The sequence below is a fragment of the Foliimonas ilicis genome, from assembly GCF_039939195.1.
GTDB lineage: Bacteria > Pseudomonadota > Alphaproteobacteria > Rhizobiales > Rhizobiaceae > Foliimonas > Foliimonas ilicis.
The window spans coordinates 16,208-36,906 of the sequence record NZ_JBDUUH010000003.1 but is presented as its reverse complement, the minus strand read 5'-3'; the positions used below and the strand labels follow the sequence as shown (position 1 = coordinate 36,906).

Below are 20,699 nucleotides of genomic sequence, written 5' to 3'. Positions count from 1 at the left end.
CATCAGCGACTTCCCCCGCGCCGGACATATTCGTTCCAGACCCACGGACCGACGAAGAGCAGCACGGGCAGAACCATCATGGTCGCCGCTGCCATGGCGATCGAGACGTTCATGCGCGTTGTGAAATGATCGACGACGAATTTGCCGGGCACTTCCGTCGCATTTCCCGGCCCGCCGCCGGTCTGGGCAACGACGAGATCATAGACACGCACGACCGACACACCGAGCAGGACCACCGCCGTCACGATTACCGGCCTGATCATCGGCAGGACGATGAAGATGTATGTGCGCCAGGTCGGAATGCCATCGACGCGCGTGGCCTTCCATATCTCGTCGTCAATCCCGCGAAGTCCGGCCAGCATCAGGACGACGATAAGTCCCGCGCTTTGCCAGACGGCGGCAATGACGACCCCGTATATGGCCCAGGTCTGGTCGATCAGCGGCGCGAAGGTAAAACTTTCCCAGCCTAGTTTTCGGACCTCGTTCTGGATGCCGAGCGACGGGTCCATCATCCACTGCCAGACAAGGCCGGTAACGACGAAGGAAAGCGCAAAGGGATAGAGGAAGATCGTTCTGAACGTATCTTCAGCGCGGATATTCTGGTCGATCAGCACCGCCAGCAGATAACCGATCAGCAGGCATGAGACGATGAACAAAACACCGAATATGACGAGGTTGTAGACCGAAACGTTCCAGCGATCGGTCGACCAAAGGCGCACATATTGTTCGAAGCCGACAATGTTGAAATTCGGGAATGTACGCGACCGCGTCAGCGACAAGACGAAGGAATAAAGCACGCAGACGACGAACACACCGATTGCAGTTGCGGCCATGGGCAGGCTGGCAATCTTGGCCGATAGATTATTGGTAAAGGCGCGCCTTCGTTTCATCGAAAAATCATCCCTCATGAAGAAAAAGAGGCGGTCGACTGCCGATGGTCCGCAGCCGACCGCAGCCGGGGGAGGATCAGTCGGCGTTCTCGATGATCTTGACGAACTGCGCCTGTGCATCGGCAGCCGACATGCCGGCATTGTTCCAGAACTGGCTGATCACATCCTGGACCTGCCCGTCGCCATCCGCCGACAACAGTGCGTTGCGCGGCTTGATCGGCGCTTCCGGGTTTTTGAGAAGCTCGAGACCCTTCTTCATGCAGTCATCGGCAAGCGCCATGTCCACATCGTCACGCACCGGCAGCGAACCCTTGGCATTGTTGAACTTTGCCTGGACGCTCGGATTGACCATCATCGACGCCATTTTGAGCTGTGCGGCCTCGACTTCAGGATCGGATTGCTTGGGGAACAGAAAAATGTCGCCGCCAAGTGTCAGATATGGCTGACTGGACGGACCGGGAATACAACCATAATCGACATCGGCCTTCATTCCGGCCAGAGCAAATTCACCGCGCGCCCAATCGCCCATGACTTGCGCTCCAGCCTTGCCCGTGATGACGAGATTGGTCGTGTCGTTCCAGTTGCGGTTTGCAGCGCCGTCATCGGTCAGATCGCGCAGTTTGCCGAAAGTTTCGAAAACTTGAAGCATTTCAGGACTGCTGGCCGCACCGACATCCTTATCGGAAAAGACCTTCATCCAAAGATCCTTACCTTGCGTGCCGATTAGCACCGCATCGAAAACCAACGATTCCTGCCAGCCCTGCCCGCCAAAAGCGAGCGGAATGGCACCGCTTTCGCGCAGTTTCGGCCCGGAATCGACGATGTCCTGCCAGGTGGCTGGTTCAGAGACGCCAGCTTTCTCGTAGACCTTCTTGTTGGTCCAGATCCACTGGTTCGAATGGATATTGACCGGCACGCAGTAGATGCGCCCGTCCTTGGTGCAGGGATCCAGAATTTCCGAGGGACGGATAAAATCCTTCCAGCCCTCCTTCTCGGCCAAATCCGTCAGATCCAGCAAGAGACCGGCCTCGATAAGCTCCTCGAACTGCCGTGACGTATTGAACTGGGCGGCCTCCGGCGCATCATTGCCGAGGATACGCTGCATGGTCGCAGCCCGTGCATTTTCACCAAGCGCGATGGCGGTATCGACCCATTTGTCGTCGCCAAGCTTGTCGAATTCCTCGGCAAAGACTTTTACCGCGGCTTGTTCACCGCCGGCTGTCCACCAGTGGATCACTTCGATATCCGCAGCCGCTGCTGCGCCTATGCCAGAGAAGGCTATTGAAGCCGCCAAAGCGGCAGTAAGGGGGTAACGCATGCATATCCTCCCAAATCTGTAACGTTACAGATTACAGAGTTGCATAGCTTTGCAACGATACGCAAGGATAAAATTTATCGCTTTTTGAACAATGACTTATTTGCTCTCAAACCGGCTTGGAGCTATATATCGCATCGTTTCAGTTTGAACGGATTCGAAAATGCGCGACGCGCTTTCAGACGGCCCCGACACACGAGGCGACCGCCCCACCCTCAAAACCATTGCCTTTATGACAGGCTTGGGCGTGACGACGGTTTCGCGAGCATTGAAAGACGCGCCAGAAATCAGCAAGGAAACGTGCAAGCGTGTCCAGCTCGTCGCGCGCCAGGTGGGCTACAGGCCAAACCGTGCCGGGATACGACTGCGAACGGGCAGGACCAACGTCATCAGCCTCATTCTCAACACGGAAGACGATATGGCCGGCTTCGTGTCGGATATGATCTATGGCATTTCGGACGAGATTGCCGACACGCCTTTCCATCTCGTGGTGACGCCCTATTCAAGCCGCAACGACCCGATGGACCCGGTGCGCTATGTCGTGGAAACAGGTTCGGCGGACGGCATCATCATCTCTCGCATAGAACCCAACGATCCCCGCGTGCGCTATCTGGTCGATCATGGCTTCCCCTTCGCCACCCATGGGCGAACCGCAGCCGGGCTGTCCTATGCATTTCACGATTTCGACAATGAAGCCTATGGCCGCATGGCGGTTCGCGAATTGTTGCAGAAGGGGCGGCGCAAGATCGCGTTGCTGCCGCCACCGCGCATGCTGACCTACCACACACATATGCGAAATGGGTTCATCGAGGCGCTTGGGGAAGCCGGTCTCGCCGAATTTCCTCTCGGCGATCTTACGATCGATGAACCGATCGAGCTGATCCGCGAACGCATTGCCTCTATCGCGGGTCGTCCGGACAGGCCGGACGGATATGTCTGCGCCAGCGGCACCGCCGCCTTCGCACTTGTCGCCGGGCTCGAAGCAGCCGGGCAGCGGCTGGGCGACGACGCCGATGTGATCACCAAGCAATCGTCCAAGCTCCTGCGCTGGTTCAGGCCGGAGCTCTATCTCGTGCAGGAAGATTTCCGGCTGGCAGGCCGCGAACTGGCCCGCGCGGTGATGGGCGTGGTGGCAGGCGGCGACCCGGCAAGCCTGCAGCACATTGTCGGCCCCGCCGAAGCCGCATTATCCGGCTGACGCCATCGCCCGGTCGTGGATCAGATCGTGGACGATCTGCGATGCGGGTGAAAGCGGGCGCCCGGCCGGACGCAGGATAGAGTATGGCGAGACGACGAGATCGGCGGCTACCGGCAAGGTCGCGATGCGTCCGCCTATGCCTTCACTGCCGCCGAAGAACTCCGCCACGGCGCGCGAGATCGGCGCGATCGCATTGGACTGAGAAATCAGCGCCAGAGTCATCAGCATCGAAGATGTCGAGATCACCCTGTTCGGCAGATTGAAACCGCGCTCCAGCAGATAGGTTTCCACCGTATGCCGCAGCAAACCGCTCGGCGCCTGAAGCACCCAGTCATAGATTACGCAATCGACCAGCGCGGTGCTGCCTGAGCGGATCAGCGGGTGATTTTCGCGCACGATCAGGCTGACCGGTTCCTCACCTATGAGGTTGGCATGGAAAGCGCGCGGGTCGACATCCTGCGGTATGCGGCCGATGTAGAAGTCAGCACGTTCTATCAGCAGCATTTCGGCCAGGCGGTCGCTCGTATCGACAACGATGTCTGCCGAGATGCCGGGATGCGTGACGCGGATTTGCCTCAACACCGGCAGCACCAGCTCCAATGCCGGACCAGTCACCGATCCGATCGTGACGAGACCGCGATCGCCCGCGCCCATTTCGATGATTTCGCGGTCGGCGGCATCGAGATCCCGCAGCACCTTCTGTGCCCAGGACGCGAAACGTTCGCCGAACTCGGTCAACACCACCCCGCGCGGATGACGCTGATAAAGCCCGGCCCCGACAATCGTATCCAGTTCCGCCAGAAGACGTGACGCGGCAGGCTGTGACATAGCAAGATGCGCAGCCGACGCGCTGATCTTCCCCGTTTCGGCCAAGGTCGCCAGCAGCCGAAGATGCGTAAGCTTCAGACCGCGCCGCAGCAGCCTGTCGCGGCTTGGAACCATGCGGGACTCGGAACGATCATTCATCGGACACCTTCGCAATCATAAATCCGATATATCAATACTGGTATATCGGGCTGCGCAATATAAATTTGACGCGCATATCATTCGGGTCCTACCGATAGCGTGCCGATGGAGGAGATCGGTTGTGGGCGCTGTGTGCCCGAGCGTGCGGTCGTCGGCCGTGCGTAAAGTTTCTGGGAGGAAATAATGACCCTTATGAAATACGCCCTCGCGGCGACCGCCCTGACGGCCATGCTTCTGTCCGCTCCGGCCTATGCGCAGGAAAAAGGATTCGTGGGCATTGCAATGCCGACGCAGTCTTCCGCCCGCTGGATTTCGGACGGCAACAACATGGTCGAGCAGTTCAAGAAAGCCGGTTACCAGACCGATCTGCAATATGCCGAGGACGACATTCCCAATCAGCTTTCGCAGATCGAGAACATGATTACGAAGGGCGTCAACGTGCTGGTCATCGCTGCGATCGACGGCACCACGCTCTCCAACGCGCTCGCCAATGCGGAAGCCGCGGGCATTTCGGTAATCGCCTATGACCGCCTGATCCGCGACACCCCCAATGTCGACTACTACGCGACTTTCGACAATTTCAAGGTTGGCGTGCAGCAGGCCAATACGCTGGTTGAAGGCCTGAAAGAACGCTTCGGCGACGAGAAGCCCTGGAATGTGGAGCTTTTCGGCGGTTCGCCGGACGACAACAATGCCTTCTTCTTCTACAACGGCGGCATGTCGGTTCTGCAGCCTCTGATCGATGCGGGAGACATCAAGATCGTGTCCGGCCAGACAGGCATGGACAAGGTCGGCACGCTGCGCTGGGACGGTTCCGTTGCCCAGGCGCGTATGGATAACCTTCTTTCGGCAAACTACACCAGCGAGCGGGTGCATGGCGTACTTTCGCCCTATGACGGTCTCTCGATCGGCATCATCTCTTCGCTCAAGGGCGTGAGCTACGGCACGGGCGACATGAAAATGCCGATCGTATCCGGTCAGGATGCCGAGGTCCCGTCGGTAAAGGCTATCCTGCGCGGCGATCAGTATTCCACGATCTTCAAGGACACGCGCGAACTCGCCCGCGTCACGGTCGGCATGGTCAATGCCGTTCTGACCGACTCCAAGCCTGAGATCAACGACACCGAAACCTACAATAACGGCGTCAAGGTTGTGCCGTCCTACCTTCTCGAACCCGTACCGGTGACCAAGGCCAACTGGCGCGAGGTTCTGGTCGATAGCGGCTACTACAAAGCCAACGAGGTCGAGTAAAAATTGCCGCAACCCGGGCGCATTGCATGCGTCCGGGTTGCACCAATCCGGTTTCGAACGGCGATGACGCGATATGCGTCACTCCGGCGAAGAAGACGGCGATCCATATGGACACGATTCTCGAAATGCGCGGCATCACCAAGGAATTTCCTGGTGTGCGGGCGCTGGACAATGTCAGCTTCAAGGTCAAACGCGGCGAGATTCACGCTCTGGTGGGCGAGAACGGGGCCGGCAAATCGACGCTGATGAAAGTGCTTTCCGGTGTCTATCCTCACGGGCACTATGACGGAGAGATCGTCTACAATGACGAGGTCAAATCCTTTTCCGGCATCAATGACAGCGAGCGCGACGGGATCATCATCATCCATCAGGAACTGGCGCTGGTGCCGCTGCTCTCGATCGCCGAGAATATCTTTCTCGGCAATGAATGCGCTAAGCACGGCATCATCGACTGGCGCGAGACCAGCCGGCGAACGGCGACGCTGCTTGCACGCGTCGGTCTTTCGGAAAAGCCGGAAACAAAGGTTGTTCATCTCGGCCTCGGCAAGCAGCAACTCGTCGAAATAGCAAAGGCGCTCTCGAAGGAAGTAAAGCTGCTCATTCTCGACGAGCCTACCTCCTCGCTCAACGAGAGGGACAGCGATGCCCTGCTCGAACTTCTGGTCGAGTTCCGCGAGCGCGGCATTTCCTCAATCCTTATCTCCCACAAGCTGAACGAAGTTTCCAAGGTCGCGGATTCGATAACGGTCCTGCGTGATGGTGCGACGGTGGGAACACTGGATTGCTCGACTGGAGACGTAAGCGAAGACGAGATCATTCGCGGCATGGTCGGGCGTCCCCTCTCCGACCGCTATCCCCCGCGTGATCCGAAAATCGGCGACACGGTCATGGAGGTGCGCAACTGGACCGTGCACCATCCCATCGATACGGCGCGCAAGGTCGTCGACGATGCCAGTTTCACGCTGCGCAAGGGTGAGGTTCTGGGCATCGCCGGACTGATGGGCGCAGGCCGCACCGAACTCGCGATGAGCCTGTTCGGCCGTGCCTACGGGCGCAACATTTCCGGCGAGGTGTGGATCGACGGACGCCAGGTGAACGTATCGACCATTCCCCAAGCGATCGATGCAGGGATCGCCTATGTAACCGAGGACCGCAAGACCTACGGGCTGGTTCTCGACCAGACGATCCGCCGCAACATACCCCTCGCGGACCTCGAAGCGGTCGCCAAGAACATGGTTATCGACAAGCGGCGCGAAGGTGCCGTCGCCGAGGAATATCGCAAGCGCGTCAACATCAGAAGTTCCTCGATCGAACAGCAGACCGTGAACCTTTCAGGCGGCAACCAGCAGAAGGTGGTTCTGTCGAAGTGGCTGTTCGCCAATCCGGACATTCTCATTCTGGACGAACCGACGCGCGGCATCGATGTCGGCGCGAAATTCGAAATCTATACGATCATCCGGGATCTCGCGGCGGCAGGAAAGTCGATCATCGTGATCTCGTCCGAAATGCCCGAGCTACTCGGCATAACCGATCGGCTCTACGTCATGAACAAGGGCAGGCTTGTAGGCGAGTTGCCGTCAGCCACGGCCACACAGGAAAAGATCATGTCCATGATCATCAAGTCGGGGGGATAGCGATATGGTGGACCAGACAACGGGACATGCGGGGACACGGCAGGCCGAGCGCGATTCCGCTTTCAGCTTCATCCGAAACCATATGCGCGAATACGGTATTCTGTTTGCGCTTGTGGCGATCATACTCTTCTTCCAGTTCGCGACAGGCGGCATTCTTCTGCGGCCGGTGAACCTGACCAACATCATCCTGCAGAACAGCTACATCGTCATCATGGCTGTCGGCATGCTGCTGGTGATCGTCAGCGGCCATATCGATCTTTCGGTAGGCTCCGTGCTTGGTTTCGTGGGCGCGCTGGCCGCCGTGATGATCGTCAAATACGACATGAATTTCGTGCTGACAGGCGTCATCTGCCTGGCGGTGGGGGCGGCCATCGGGGCCGCGCAAGGATTCTGGATCGCCTATTACCGAATACCCTCCTTCATCGTGACGTTGGCGGGCATGCTCGTGTTCAAGGGGCTGACGCTTTGGCTTCTCGCAGGACAATCCGTCGGGCCCTTCCCGCCGCAATTCCAGTTGATGTCTTCGGGCTTCGTGCCGGACTTTTTCGGCGGCGACGGCATCAATCTCTTCTCGATGGCCGTCGGCATAGGAGTGGCCTGCCTGTTGATCTGGCTCAGCGTCCGCGCCCGCCGCAACCAGCAGAAGAGCGGCATGGTAGAAGAGCCTTTCGCCTTCTTCGCAGCCAAGAATGCGCTTATCTTCCTGGCGCTCGTCTATATGAGCTATTTGATGGCGACATTCCGCGGCCTGCCGAATGTCTTCATCCTTATGGCGCTGCTGATCGCGGTTTACAGCTTCATCACCGGGCGCACGACAATCGGGCGGCGCATCTATGCGGTCGGAGGCAATGAGAAGGCAGCAAAGCTTTCCGGCATCCGTACCGAGCGTCTCGTTTTCCTGACCTTCGCCAACATGGGCATGCTGGCAGCCCTTGCCGGGCTGGTGTTCGCCGCACGCCTCAACACGGCAACACCCAAGGCCGGTTTGGGTTTCGAGCTTGACGTCATCGCAGCCGTCTTCATCGGCGGTGCGTCGATGTCGGGCGGCGTCGGCACGATCGTCGGCGCCGTGGTCGGCGCCTTCATCATGGGTGTGATGAACAACGGCATGTCGATCCTTGGCATCGGCATCGACTATCAGCAGGTCATTAAAGGGCTGGTGCTGCTCGCTGCCGTGATCTTCGACGTCTACAACAAAAACAAGGTTTGAGTGGAGCGACGTGATGTTGTTGTCGCAAATCAGGAAGCCGGATGGCACGGTCGCGGTCGTCGCGCGTGAAGGGACGGAAGCCTATGAGGTGCGCGGCGCAAAAAGCATCTACGATATGGCGATGGCCTGCGCGGAAGAAAACGGCGTGGGGCTTGCCTCCCACGTGGGCAGGCTGGGCTTCGGAGCGGCGGTCGATCTCGATCAGGCCTACGACCAGGGGCGGCTGCTCTCGCCGATCCACCATCCCGATCCTGCACATCTGCATCTGACGGGAACCGGGCTGACCCATCTCGGGTCAGCCGCCACGCGTGACCAGATGCACCAGAAGGCAGTGCAGGATGCCGATCAGCTAACCGATTCCATGAAGATGTTCCGCATGGGGCTGGAAAAGGGAAAACCTGCAAACGGAACGGCGGGCGTTCAGCCGGAATGGTTTTACAAGGGCACGGGCGCTGCGGTCGTCGCGCCGGGGGCAGCACTTTCCTCCCCCGCCTTCGCCGATGATGCGGGTGAAGAACCCGAAATCGCCGGTATCTACGTGATCGGGCGCGACGGAACGCCATTTCGGATCGGTTTTGCGCTTTCGAACGAGTTCTCCGATCATGTCATGGAGCGCGTGAACTATCTCTATCTCGCGCATTCCAAATTGCGCCCGGCATCCTTCGGCCCCGAAATTCTCATCGGAGCGCTGCCCGACGATATTCGCGGAACGTCGCGCATCAGACGCGGTGGCAAGGTGATCTTCGAAAAGCCGTTCCTCTCCGGCGAAGCGAACATGTCTCACTCGATCGCCAATCTCGAACATCACCATTTCAAATACGGTATCTTCCGCCAGCCGGGCGACGTGCATGTTCATATGTTTGGCACGGCCACGCTGTCTTTCGCCGAAGGCGTGCACACGCAGCCCGGCGACGAATTCGAGATCGAAGCTGCCGGTTTCGGCCTGCCGCTGCGCAATCATCTCTCGGTAGAGACGACCGGCGGCAATGAAAAACTGCTTCAAGTTCGCGCGCTTTAAGACGCGAGAACGCCAACCCTTCATCGATTTCAAAGAATTTCACGTCGCTCAATAACTGATCTCACTCAAGGGATCCTGAAGTCCCCGTAGGGCGTCCGTCACATTTTTCTCCGGCTTTCCTTTGCTCATTTGCAGCCTGCGCCCAAATCGAGTCGCCCGGTGTGAAATGGACATTGCACGACTTTCAAACCCAGAAAACATTGCGGATGAATGTTATCCGTTTGATTCTGAATGATTATTTTAACCTCCGGCCTTTTTCCTTACCCTCGCCCGGTGGTCGCGTTGACAGTTCGACGAATGTCTGGTTACCTTTGATCAGCAGATGAGCATTATTTGCACATTTGTTGTTTTGGTGAGGAAATCGAGTTCATTGGGAGGAAAACAATGCTCAGCCGCCGTACATTCATGTCCAAATTTTCGATTGCCATTTCGGCGATCTCGCTGGCTGCCGGTCTCGGCTTTTATGCAACCACAGCCAATGCCGAAGGTCTCAAGATCGGCTTCAGCCAGGTGACGTTGCAGTCGCCCTTTTACGTTCAGTTGAAGGATGGCGCCGAAGCTGCTGCAAAAGCAGGCGGCGATACGCTGGTGTTTCTCGACGCCAATGGCGACGTTTCCAAGCAGAACAATGATATTCAGGATCTGATCACGCAGGGTGTAAGCGCGATCATCATCAATCCGGTCAATCCCGATGCCGTCGTGCCTTCGCTCGAAGCGGCTGTCGCTGCCGGTATTCCGGTGATCACCGTCGACCGCAGCATCAACGGCGAAGGCGTCACCGCCCATATCGGCCGTGACAACAAGGCGATGGGCAAGCTGGTTGGTGAAGCGGTTGTTGCACGTCTGAAGACTGACGGCATCGAGAAAGCCAAGATCATCGAGATCCAGGGCGATGCCGGTGGCGCAGTCATGATGGATCGCCGCGACGGCTTCCACAGCGCTGTCGAAGGCTCCGGCCATACGATCGTTGCAGGGCCTTATGCGGAATATATTCGCTCGAACGCAGTGACCGCCATGCAGGATCTGCTGCAGGCTAATGCAGACGTGAAGGTCATATACGCCCACAACGACGATATGGCGCTCGGAGCGATGCAGGTTCTGCAGGAAAACAACCGCGACGACGTGCTGGTTGCCGGTGTCGATGGCCTGTCGGAAGCACTCGGCGTGATGGCCGATGGCGGAAACTATATAGCTACCGCCCTCAACGATCCGAAGTATCTCGGCGATGTGACCATTCAGGTCGCGCGCGAAGCTGCCGCCAAGAAAGAAGTCTCCAAGTTCGTTGACGCCGGTACAGCGCTGGTGACCAAGGATAACGTCAAGGACTTCCCGCGCGAGGGTCTGTTTGCCGAATATCGCCCCAAGGTTCTGGGCGAGTAAAACTCTTCTCCCAAGACTGCGGGGCACCCATGCGCCCTGCAGCTAAAACTCAGCGGGCAGTCAAGGCTTTGCCCTGCCCGCTTCTTTTCCATCCCAGCATCACAGGATTTCGTAATGCGCGCAGCCGTTCTCTATTCTCCCGGCGACATTCGTCTGGAAGAGGTTCCTTGTCCGACACTCAAGGCAGGACACGTCATCGTCCGCGTTGCCTCGGTCGGTGTTTGCGGATCCGACCTGCCGCGCATGCTGATCAAGGGTGCGCACAAGATGCCGCTGATTTGCGGCCATGAATTTTCCGGGCATATCACCGAGATCGCTTCCGATGTCGAAGGCTTCGAAGTTGGCGAGTTGGTTGCCGTTCCGCCGATGCTGCCTTGCTATAAGTGCGATCAGTGCCAGCGCGGCCAGTTTTCGCGCTGCCGCGATTATGATTATTTCGGGTCGCGCCGCGATGGTGCCTATGCCGAATTCGTCGCCATCCCCGTCTCAAACCTCCTGAAGACACCCAAGGGCATCGACCCTCGCGCCGTCGCCATGACCGATCCTGCCTCGATTGCCCTTCATGCGATCTGGAAGGCAGGCAGCATCGGAATGGGCCAGCGCGGCGGCGTCATCGGCTGCGGCCCGATCGGGCTGTTCGCCATCCAGTGGATGAAGCTGATGGGCGCGACGGAAGTCGTTGCCGTCGATGTTTCCGAAGAAAAGCTTGCAATGGCCCGCGAAGCCGGAGCCACCCATACGCTACTATCGGGCGCTGATGTGCCCGCGACGCTTCTCTGCGATACCATCGTGGAGGCCGCCGGACACCCGTCTTCCATCAACATGGCGACCAGGATGGCAGCCCCTGGCGGACATGTGGTTTTCATCGGCATTCCGGTCGGCGATGTTTCCTTTGACAACAAGACCTTCCAGCACTTTCTCCGTCAGGAAGTCTCGCTGCACGGATCATGGAATTCTTTCGGCGCACCCTACCCCGGCCCGCAATGGACCGTCACTTTGGACAAGCTCGGCTCCGGTGAACTGAAGTGGGAATTCATGATCACTCATGATCTCGATCTTGCGGAACTGCCCGCTATGTTCGAAAAGTTCCGCACCGATAGAAGCATGTTCTTTTCGAAGGTCATGTTCCGCCCCTAGGCGGTCCAATCGGTGGAGCCGCGGAGGATCGGCTCAGGGAGGAGTTCGACAGGATGACACGCGTCCTCAGTTTCGATTTCGGCACAGGCGGTGTCCGGGCCGGCGTCTATGACGTTGAGAGAAAAGCCATGGTTGCATCGGCGGAAGCAGCCTATGCAACGGATTTTCCGCGCGCCGGATGGGCCGAACAGCAACCGGACCAATGGTGGGCGGCATTGCTGTCGGCAGGTGCGCGCGCAGTTTCTCAATCGAACTCATCCGAGATTGCCGCGATTTGCGTCGCGACGACTGCATCCACGGTTGCCATATGCAAGAAGGACGGCGAACCGATCCACCCGGCAATTCTCTGGATGGATTGCCGCGCGACCGAGGAAGCCAATGCCACGCAAGCCGTCAAGCATCCGGTGATGGCCTATAGCGGCGGCAGCGATGCCGTCGAATGGCTGGTGCCGAAAGCCATGTGGCTCGCCCGGAACAAGCCTGAAGTCTACGCGCAAGCCGACATCATCTGCGAGGCGCTCGATTTCATAAATCATCGGCTGACAGGGGAGTGGGTCGGCTCGCGCATGAACGCCGCCTGCAAGTGGAATTACGATTCCGCCAAGGCCGAATTCGTACCGGAAATTTACGAGCAACTCGGCATTCCCGACCTGATCGAAAAGCTGCCGCAACGGATCATTCCGGTCGGCGATCCGGTCGCACCGCTGAAGCGCGACGTGGCACAGGCGCTCGGCATAACATCCGAGGTTCTGGTGGCGCAGGGCGGCATCGATGCCCATATCGGCGTGCTCGGCGCGGGAACCGTCGCGGTAGGCGGCATGCTGATTATCGGTGGTACGTCAGTCGTTCACCTGACCCATCTCGCCGGGCAAGGCGATGTCACCGGTTTCTGGGGTCCCTACCCACATGCGCTGGTCGATGATCATTGGCTGGTGGAGGCAGGACAGGTTTCGGCAGGATCGATCCTCAACTGGTTGAGCGACCGCATCTTCGGTCTCGATGAGGCCGGTCATCAGGCCCTCATTCGCGAGGCCATGACTGTCACGGACAGAAGCTCCGGCCTGCTGACGCTCGATTATTGGATGGGCAATCGCACGCCCTATCGCGACGCCGATCTGCGCGGCGCAATTATCGGTCTGTCGCTTGGGCATGGCCGCGCGGATATTTATGCCTCGGCGGTCGATGCCATCGCGCTCGGCTCTGCCAATGTGCTGGCCGTCCTTCAGGAACGCGGCGTCGAGGTCGGCAAGATCGTCATGGCAGGCGGCATCTGCAAGAACCCCCTCTGGCTGCAGGCGACGGTAGATGCCATCGGCAGGCCTGTCGAAGTCGCCCGCGAGGACAATCTTTCCCTGATCGGCGCTGCCATCTGCTCTGCGCATGCACTCGGCCTGTTCCCCGATCTGATCACGGCGTCGAATGCCTGCGCCGCGCCCACCAAGGAAGTTCTGCCCGATGCCGCTCGAAGCCGCCGCTATGACGAGGCGCTCGAACTCTACCGCGACACGACGGAGGTGCTGACACCAGCCTTCCACACATTGTCGGAAAGACAGGGAGGACGGCGATGAGCAGCGAGCCAATCGACAATCGCCTGACATCATCGGTACGCCTGCCTTCGAATGAGCAGCGCGAACATCTGATGGTGCGGGTCGCCAAGCTTTATTACGATCTGGAGCGGACCCAGAGCGAAATCGCCACCGAACTCGGCCTTACCCGCTGGCAGGTTGGACGGTTGCTGACCGAAGCCAAGGAACTCGGCGTAGTGCGCATCGAAATCACGCCGCGCGCCCACCGCAAGACTGAACTCGAAGTGCAGTTGCAGCAGGAATACGGCCTGCGCGACGCAGTCGTCGTGCCTTCCGGCGGCACGCAGGATTCAGCTTTGTTGATGGAGAGCGTCGCACAGGCAGCGGCAAAATATCTGGCTGGCCTGAATCCGAAAACCGACCTTATCGGCGTTTCATGGGGCCGCACCATGTCGGCTGTCGCAAAGTTCCTTCCGAGCAATTGGAACCCCGGCGTCCATGTGGTTCTCCTCAACGGATCGACCAATATCCGCTCGACTTCGACGCATACGAGCGCTGTGGCGGAAGAATTCGCGCAAGCCGGAGGGGGCACGGCGACGCTTTTGCCAGTACCGGCAATCGTCGGCAAAAAGACCACCCGCGATGCGCTCGAAGAAGATCCGATCATCGATCGCGTGCTGACGCTTGCTGAGCAGGCCGACGTCGTCTGCTTCGGCATGGGTGGTGTTTCGCACCAGTCGGTTTTGCTGAGCTCCGGCTATCTCAGCGAAGATGACATAGACCGTATGCGCGACGCCGGGGCGGTGGGCGATATACTCGGCCGCTTCATCGACCGGGATGGCAATATCGTCGATCAGACGATCGACGACCGCACGGTCGGCCTGCGGCTTGAAAGTCTAAAGCGCAAGCAGCGCTCGATCGGTGTCGTTTCGGGCGAAGAAAAACTCGATGTTGCGGTGGCTGCCCTCAAGGCAGGCTACGTTTCCGTGCTCATCACCGACGAGGCAACCGCACGCCATGCGCTGAAGGTGAAGCATGACATATGATGTCCTGACGGTAAGCAACGTCTCCAAGAAATTCCCGCCGAATATCATCGCGCTGGAAAAGGCATCGCTGAACGTACGCAAGGGCGAAGTGCATTGCCTGCTGGGTGCCAATGGCGCTGGCAAATCCACGCTGCTGAAGATCATTGCGGGTGCGCTGCGTCCAAGTACCGGCGAGTTGATGCTCGACGGAAAACCTGTCGATGTCTCGTCTCCGGCAGAGGCTGCAAGGCTCGGCATCTCGATGATCTATCAGGAACTCGACCTCGTCCCGCAATTGACGGTCGAGGAAAACCTTTTTCTCGGCCATGTACCGCGCACTTTCGGCTTTATTCACAAACGCGAACGGCGCAACAGGTCGATCGAAGCCCTGCGCCGCGTCGGGGCGAATTTCGACCCTCAAACCCGCGTCGAAACACTTTCTGTGGCCAACCAGCAGCTAACGGCAATCGCCCGATCGCTAACCATGGACGCCAAGATCATCATCATGGATGAGCCCTCGGCGTCTCTCAACGAGACCGAGCTGAAAAGCGTTTTCGAAGTGATCCGCGACCTCGTCAGCCAAGGCGTCGCTATTCTTTATGTGAGCCACAGGCTTGGTGAATTGCGCGAAATCGGCGACCGGGTGACGGTGCTGCGCGGTGGCTGCACGATAGACACTTTCAATGTCAACGAAACAGGCGATGAGGTACTGGTCGAGGCGATCATCGGCAAGGAGCGATCGCTTATCGAACGGCAGGAGCGAAAGCCTGTAACCGGCGCTGTCGCAATGCATGTGCAGCAACTCAAGGGATCGCAAGGCCTCGACATAAGTGATTTCGAAGTGCGCTGGGGCGAGGTTTGCGGGTTGACGGGCCTGAACGGCTCCGGGCGCACAAGCTTCCTGAAATCGCTATTCGGTGCGCTGCCCTTCGAGGGTGATGTTCGCATCGAAAACAAGCGCTTTCATCCGCGCCATCCCGCCCATGCGATCAAAAACGGCCTCGGACTTGTGCCGGAAAGCCGCAAGACCGAGGGCCTGATCCTGCATGCGCCGATCTACAAGAACGCCACGCTGCCTTCGATGCGCGAAAGCTGGCTGACCCGGCACAATCGGCAGAAAGAACGCACGCTGCCAGTTCTGAAAAGCTTGTCGACCAAATACGGACGACCCGAACAGGCAGTCGTGCAGCTTTCGGGCGGCAATCAGCAAAAAGTAGTGCTGGCCAAATGGATCATCAACGGCGCGCGTATCCTGCTGCTCGATGAACCGAGCCGTGGCCTCGATATCGGCGCCAAGGCCGACCTCTACAATCTGGTAGATCGCCTTGCCCTTGAAGGTGCCGCCGTGATCGTCGCCAGCAGCGAGCTCGAAGAGCTCTATGCCGCCTGCGATACGATCTGGGTTTTCCACGAAGGCCGCAACATCGCGCGCTACAATCCGTCAGTGACGGATCGCGACACAATCCTCAAAGCCACCATTCTCGGCGACGCCGATGTCGGCGCCCATACCGCGAAGGATCATCATGTCCAACATTGATACAATGCGTGCCCCGGCACCCGCAGCCTCACCATCGAGGCGCATTATCGATCTCGCCATCGAATACAATTTCATCGTCATCTTTCTGGTGGTCGTTGGCATTGCCGCAACGCTGTCCGACAATTTCCTGACACCGACCAACATTGCCAATCTGTTTCAGCAGGCAGCGGTTGTCGGCGTCGTGGCAATCGGCATGACCTTCGTCATCCTGACAGGCAATATCGATCTGTCCGTTGGCAGCATCGTGGCGCTTTCGGGAATGATCGTGGCAGTGCTTCTGGCCAATGGCTATAGTCCGGCCACGGCAGTTCTGATCACCGCTTTCGTCGGGGCCGGTTGCGGCGCGGTGATGGGGGCGACGGCAGCGCTTGCGCAAGTGCCGAGCTTCATCGTTACACTGGCCGGGCTCGTCTCCTTTCGCGGCCTCACCTATCTGATGACGGACGGCGTGCCGGTCAGCGGCTTGCCGACAGGCTTTGCCAGCATCAGCTCGACGATGATCCCGCTATTGCCCGGCTTCTCGCTGTCGTCGATGGGCCTGATCTTCATCGTGCTTTGCATCGTCGCCGGGTTGGTGCTGCGGTTCACCGTGTTCGGCGAGTATGTCTATGCGACCGGCGGCAACCCGGAAGCTGCCCGCCTCTCCGGCCTGCCGACACGCCTGATCGTGACTTCCGTGTTTGCGGTTTCGGGGCTTATGGCGGCACTTGGCGGCATATTGCTCACCTCGCGGTTGCGTATCGGCCAGCCGACAGCCGCACAAGGGCTGGAACTCGACGCCATCGCAGCGGTCGTTCTCGGCGGCACCAGCCTGTTTGGCGGGCGCGGCGGCGTGCTTGGCACATTCTTCGCAGTGATGCTGCTGCAGGTTTTGCGCAACATCTTCAACCTTCTCGGCCTTGGCTCGTTCTATCAGATGACGGTTACCGGCATCATCATTGTCGCCGCCATTTTGCTAAACCGCTTCATCGACCATAGAAAGGGGCGCGGATAACCATGAACAAGCCCATTCCAACGCAGATAGCGGATACAACCATGAGTGCACATCCACGCAACACCGGAACCGGGCTGAGGACCGAGTGGTTCGAGGACATTGCCGTCAACCGCAGCGCCTCCGAGCGCCGTGCCGCCTCACTCGGCACCCGCAGAACGGTGAAGAAGGAATACCAGGCAGCCTGGCTGGTGAAGGCTATCACCTGCATCGACCTGACAACGCTGGCTGGCGACGACACGGAAGGCCGCGTGAAGCGTCTTTGCGCCAAAGCCAAGCGCCCGATCCGCGACGACATTCTCGAAGCGCTGGGTCTCGCTGACGAAGGCATCACGACGGGCGCAGTCTGCGTCTATCCGACAATGGTGCCGTACGCGGTTAAGGCGCTTCGGGGGTCGAATATTCCGGTCGCCTCCGTCGCCACCGGCTTTCCGGCAGGCCTGACGCCGCTGCCGCAAAAGCTTGCGGAAATCCGCTATGCGGTCGACCAGGGTGCCAAGGAAATCGACATCGTCATCACCCGCGAGCACGTACTGACACAGAACTGGCAGGCGTTGTTCGACGAGATTTCCGCGATGCGCGAGGCCTGCGGCGACGCGCATATGAAGGCGATCCTTGCCACGGGCGATTTGAACACGCTGCGAAATGTCTACCGCGCATCGATGGTGGCAATGCAGGCGGGTTCCGATTTCATCAAGACTTCGACGGGCAAGGAAGATGTCAACGCGACTATCCCGGTCAGCCTGACAATGGTGCGAGCGCTTCGCGATTTCCGCGAGTTTTCCGGGCAAATCGTAGGGTTCAAGCCTGCCGGTGGCATGAAAACCGCCAAGGATGCCATGCTCTGGCTGATCCTGATGAAGGAGGAACTTGGCCTGCCCTGGCTACAGCCCGACCTTTTCCGCCTCGGCGCCAGTTCCATGCTCGCCGACATAGAGCGCCAGCTCGAACATTATGTGACGGGCCGCTATGCGGCATCGAACCGTCACCCGCTTGCGTGAGGACTGAGAGAACAATGGCCAAGATCAAGGATATCCTTCGCACCATGGAATATGGTCCCGCACCGGAATCGAACTCGGACGTGCAGCAGTGGCTGACAGCCAATAAAAGCGGCTTCGGCCACTTCATCAACGGCAAGTTCACCGGCACGGACGGCCGCGATATGCTCCCCGTCATAAACCCCGCCACCGAAGAAACACTGGCCAAAATCCCTCAGGGAACGGCTGCTGACGTGGACGCCGCCGTCAAGGCCGCCCGCGCCGCCTTCGGAAAATGGTCGAAGCTTTCGGGCCATGAGCGCGCGAAATATCTCTACGCGATTGCCCGCCATATCCAGAAGCGCGAGCGCTTCTTCTCGATTCTCGAGACCATGGACAACGGCAAGACGATCCGCGAAACGCGCGACATCGACATTCCGCTCGTCGCCCGCCACTTCTATCATCATGCGGGCTGGGCCGAGATGATCGACAGCGAATTCGAAGGTTTTTCGCCGGTCGGCGTTTGCGGTCAGGTCATTCCGTGGAATTTCCCGCTGCTGATGCTTGCCTGGAAGGTCGCGCCCGCGCTGGCCGCAGGCAACACTGTCGTCCTGAAGCCTGCCGATTTGACGCCGCTGACGGCAATCGCTTTTGCGGAAGTGTGCGTGGAAATCGGCTTGCCAGCAGGCGTGCTCAACATCGTCCATGGCGATGGAGCGACGGGCGCAGCCATCTGCGGCCATGCCGATATCGACAAGGTGGCCTTCACCGGCTCGACAGAGGTTGGACGGGTCATTCGCGAGCAGATTGCCGGATCCGAGAAGAAGCTGTCGCTGGAGCTTGGCGGCAAGTCGCCCTTCATCGTCTTCGAGGATGCCGATCTGGATGGTGCCGTCGAAGGCGTCGTCGATGCGATCTGGTTCAATCAGGGCGAAGTTTGCTGCGCAGGCTCCCGCATTCTCGTGCAGGAAGGCGTTGCCGAGACATTCTTCGGCAAGCTGAAGAAGCGCATGGAAACGCTGCGCATCGGCGATCCGCTCGACAAGACTATGGATATCGGCGCAATCGTATCCGCCAAGCAGTTGAAACGGGTTACCGGCCTTGTCGAACAGGGCAAGGCCGAAGGCGGCACGCTTTGGCAGGCGCCGGTGAAACTGCCAGCCAAGGGCAGCTTCTTCGCGCCGGGCTTTTTCACCGATGTCGAGCCTGCATCGACGGTCTGCGAGGTCGAGATTTTCGGCCCAGTCGCGGTCGCGACCACCTTCCGCACACCCGACGAGGCAATCGCGCTTGCCAACAATACGCGCTATGGGCTGGCTGCTTCGGTCTGGTCGGAAAACATCAATCTGGCTCTCGATATGGCCGCCCGCGTCAAGGCAGGCGTCGTCTGGATCAACTCCACCAACATGTTCGACGCGGCAGCGGGCTTCGGCGGTTATCGCGAAAGCGGTTTTGGCCGTGAAGGCGGCCGCGAGGGCCTCTACGAATATCTGTCGGCAGACTGGGAAAAGCGCCTGCCAGTCGCCAAGGCGGAAGCGCCGTTCAAACCTGCTGCCACGCCGGAAATTTCGGGCAAGATCGCACATATCGGCGGCATCGACCGCACGGCGAAGAACTATGTCGGCGGCAAGCAGGCACGGCCTGACGGCGGATATAGCTATTCAGTCACCGGCAAGGGTGGCGCAATCATCGGGGAAGCCGGTATTGGCAGCCGCAAAGACATTCGCAACGCCGTAGAGGCTGCCGCCAAAGCCGGTTCATGGAGCGGCGTTACTGCCCATAACCGGGCGCAGGTGCTCTACTATTTCGGCGAAAACCTGGAGGCCCGCCGCGCCGAATTCGAGGCGCTTCTGGTCGAAAGTACAGGCGTTTCGGCAAAGGCTGCGGCGGAAGAGTTCGCGGCGAGCATTCGCCGTATCTTCTACTATGCCGCTCAAGCCGACAAATATGACGGCGCGGTGCATGGCACGAAATCGCGGCATGTCACGCTGGCGATGAACGAGCCATTCGGCGTCATGGGCATTGTCTGCCCCAACGAGATGCCGCTCCTGTCGCTGATTTCACTGGTCCTTCCGGCCATCGCCATGGGCAACCGCGTCATCGCGATCCCCTCACAGCGCCATCCGCTTATCGCCACCAACCTCTATCAGGTGCTGGATACGTCGGACGTGCCCGGCGGCGTCATCAACATCGTCACCGGAGAGCGTGATCTGCTGGCGAAGACGCTTGCAGAACACGACGAGGTGGCGGCGATCTGGTATTCGGGATCGAAAGATGGCAGCACCATGGTCGAGAATGCCTCATGCGGCAATCTGAAGACCACATGGGTCAATAATGGCCGCCAGCGAGACTGGCTGAACGCCGCTCAGGGTCAGGGCCGCGACTACCTTCGCCGCGCAACGCAGGTGAAGAATATCTGGGTGCCTTACGGCGAATAAACGCGCTTGCCGCCGGTTTTCAGGGCGGTGCCGCGGTTTGTGTGAAAGGGGTCTGTCGTCTGCAGCGGCTACGAAGCGGGCCGACGACAGCTCGTCATAAAGGGATTTGACCACATTAGCAGCTCTTGGCCCTAGCTGTGGATTTGGTCATCCGTTTGGTTTGCATCACAAGCTTCTTGGCGTAGTAATGCTAGGCCTTTTGAAGT

16 protein-coding genes are annotated in these 20,699 nt (G+C 59.1%); 13 read left to right on the top strand and 3 right to left on the bottom strand.

Annotation, left to right across the window (positions count from 1 at the left end):
- Positions 1–2 precede the first annotated feature (2 nt).
- A complete protein-coding gene (locus tag ABFT80_RS08330; RefSeq protein ID WP_347971428.1) occupies positions 3–890 on the bottom strand; it encodes a carbohydrate ABC transporter permease in 888 nt (295 codons plus the stop codon).
- 76 nt (positions 891–966) lie between these two features.
- On the bottom strand, positions 967–2,208 hold the full coding sequence (locus ABFT80_RS08325) for an ABC transporter substrate-binding protein (protein ID WP_347971427.1): 1,242 nt from the start codon (positions 2,206–2,208) through the stop codon (positions 967–969).
- A 160-nt stretch (positions 2,209–2,368) separates the two neighbouring features.
- Here ABFT80_RS08325 and ABFT80_RS08320 point away from each other — a divergent pair, with 160 nt between their 5' ends.
- The gene (locus ABFT80_RS08320) at positions 2,369–3,403 is read left to right on the top strand and encodes a LacI family transcriptional regulator (RefSeq protein WP_347971426.1); all 1,035 of its coding nucleotides are present in this window, start codon (positions 2,369–2,371) and stop codon (positions 3,401–3,403) included.
- On the opposite strand, the gene ABFT80_RS08315 is transcribed toward ABFT80_RS08320, so the two are convergent.
- A complete protein-coding gene (locus tag ABFT80_RS08315) occupies positions 3,392–4,369 on the bottom strand; it encodes a LysR family transcriptional regulator (RefSeq protein WP_347971425.1) in 978 nt (325 codons plus the stop codon). The genes ABFT80_RS08320 and ABFT80_RS08315 overlap by 12 nt on opposite strands.
- A gap of 183 nt (positions 4,370–4,552) precedes the next feature.
- On the opposite strand from ABFT80_RS08315, the gene chvE reads away from it, so the two are divergent.
- From chvE to ABFT80_RS08255, 12 genes are all read left to right on the top strand, one after another.
- Positions 4,553–5,620, top strand: coding sequence for a multiple monosaccharide ABC transporter substrate-binding protein (chvE, locus tag ABFT80_RS08310; protein WP_455189904.1), 1,068 nt, complete (start codon positions 4,553–4,555; stop codon positions 5,618–5,620).
- 107 nt (positions 5,621–5,727) lie between these two features.
- The gene (gene mmsA, locus ABFT80_RS08305) at positions 5,728–7,254 is read left to right on the top strand and encodes a multiple monosaccharide ABC transporter ATP-binding protein (protein ID WP_347971821.1); all 1,527 of its coding nucleotides are present in this window, start codon (positions 5,728–5,730) and stop codon (positions 7,252–7,254) included.
- Between the two features lie 4 nt (positions 7,255–7,258).
- Positions 7,259–8,464 (top strand): multiple monosaccharide ABC transporter permease, encoded by a 1,206-nt coding sequence (gene mmsB, locus ABFT80_RS08300; RefSeq protein ID WP_347971424.1) that lies wholly within the window; start codon positions 7,259–7,261, stop codon positions 8,462–8,464.
- Positions 8,465–8,477: 13 nt separating this feature from the next.
- Complete coding sequence (gene araD1, locus ABFT80_RS08295) at positions 8,478–9,482, top strand: AraD1 family protein (protein ID WP_347971423.1); 1,005 nt, start codon at positions 8,478–8,480, stop codon at positions 9,480–9,482.
- 384 nt (positions 9,483–9,866) lie between these two features.
- Positions 9,867–10,862: a substrate-binding domain-containing protein gene (locus tag ABFT80_RS08290; RefSeq protein ID WP_347971422.1), complete on the top strand. Its 996-nt coding sequence runs from the start codon at positions 9,867–9,869 to the stop codon at positions 10,860–10,862.
- Positions 10,863–10,976: 114 nt separating this feature from the next.
- Positions 10,977–11,999 (top strand): galactitol-1-phosphate 5-dehydrogenase, encoded by a 1,023-nt coding sequence (locus tag ABFT80_RS08285; protein WP_347971421.1) that lies wholly within the window; start codon positions 10,977–10,979, stop codon positions 11,997–11,999.
- A gap of 53 nt (positions 12,000–12,052) precedes the next feature.
- Positions 12,053–13,567, top strand: coding sequence for an FGGY-family carbohydrate kinase (locus ABFT80_RS08280; RefSeq protein WP_347971420.1), 1,515 nt, complete (start codon positions 12,053–12,055; stop codon positions 13,565–13,567).
- Positions 13,564–14,571, top strand: a complete 1,008-nt coding sequence (locus tag ABFT80_RS08275) for a sugar-binding transcriptional regulator (protein ID WP_347971419.1) — start codon at positions 13,564–13,566, stop codon at positions 14,569–14,571. The genes ABFT80_RS08280 and ABFT80_RS08275 overlap by 4 nt, the downstream gene beginning before the upstream one ends.
- Complete coding sequence (locus ABFT80_RS08270) at positions 14,561–16,087, top strand: sugar ABC transporter ATP-binding protein (RefSeq protein WP_347971418.1); 1,527 nt, start codon at positions 14,561–14,563, stop codon at positions 16,085–16,087. Before ABFT80_RS08275 ends, ABFT80_RS08270 begins: the two co-directional genes overlap by 11 nt.
- The gene (locus ABFT80_RS08265) at positions 16,074–17,081 is read left to right on the top strand and encodes an ABC transporter permease (protein ID WP_347971417.1); all 1,008 of its coding nucleotides are present in this window, start codon (positions 16,074–16,076) and stop codon (positions 17,079–17,081) included. The genes ABFT80_RS08270 and ABFT80_RS08265 overlap by 14 nt, the downstream gene beginning before the upstream one ends.
- Positions 17,082–17,122: 41 nt before the next feature.
- Positions 17,123–18,079 (top strand): deoxyribose-phosphate aldolase, encoded by a 957-nt coding sequence (gene deoC, locus ABFT80_RS08260; RefSeq protein ID WP_347971416.1) that lies wholly within the window; start codon positions 17,123–17,125, stop codon positions 18,077–18,079.
- A 14-nt stretch (positions 18,080–18,093) separates the two neighbouring features.
- Complete coding sequence (locus ABFT80_RS08255; protein ID WP_347971415.1) at positions 18,094–20,493, top strand: aldehyde dehydrogenase family protein; 2,400 nt, start codon at positions 18,094–18,096, stop codon at positions 20,491–20,493.
- Positions 20,494–20,699 lie beyond the last annotated feature (206 nt).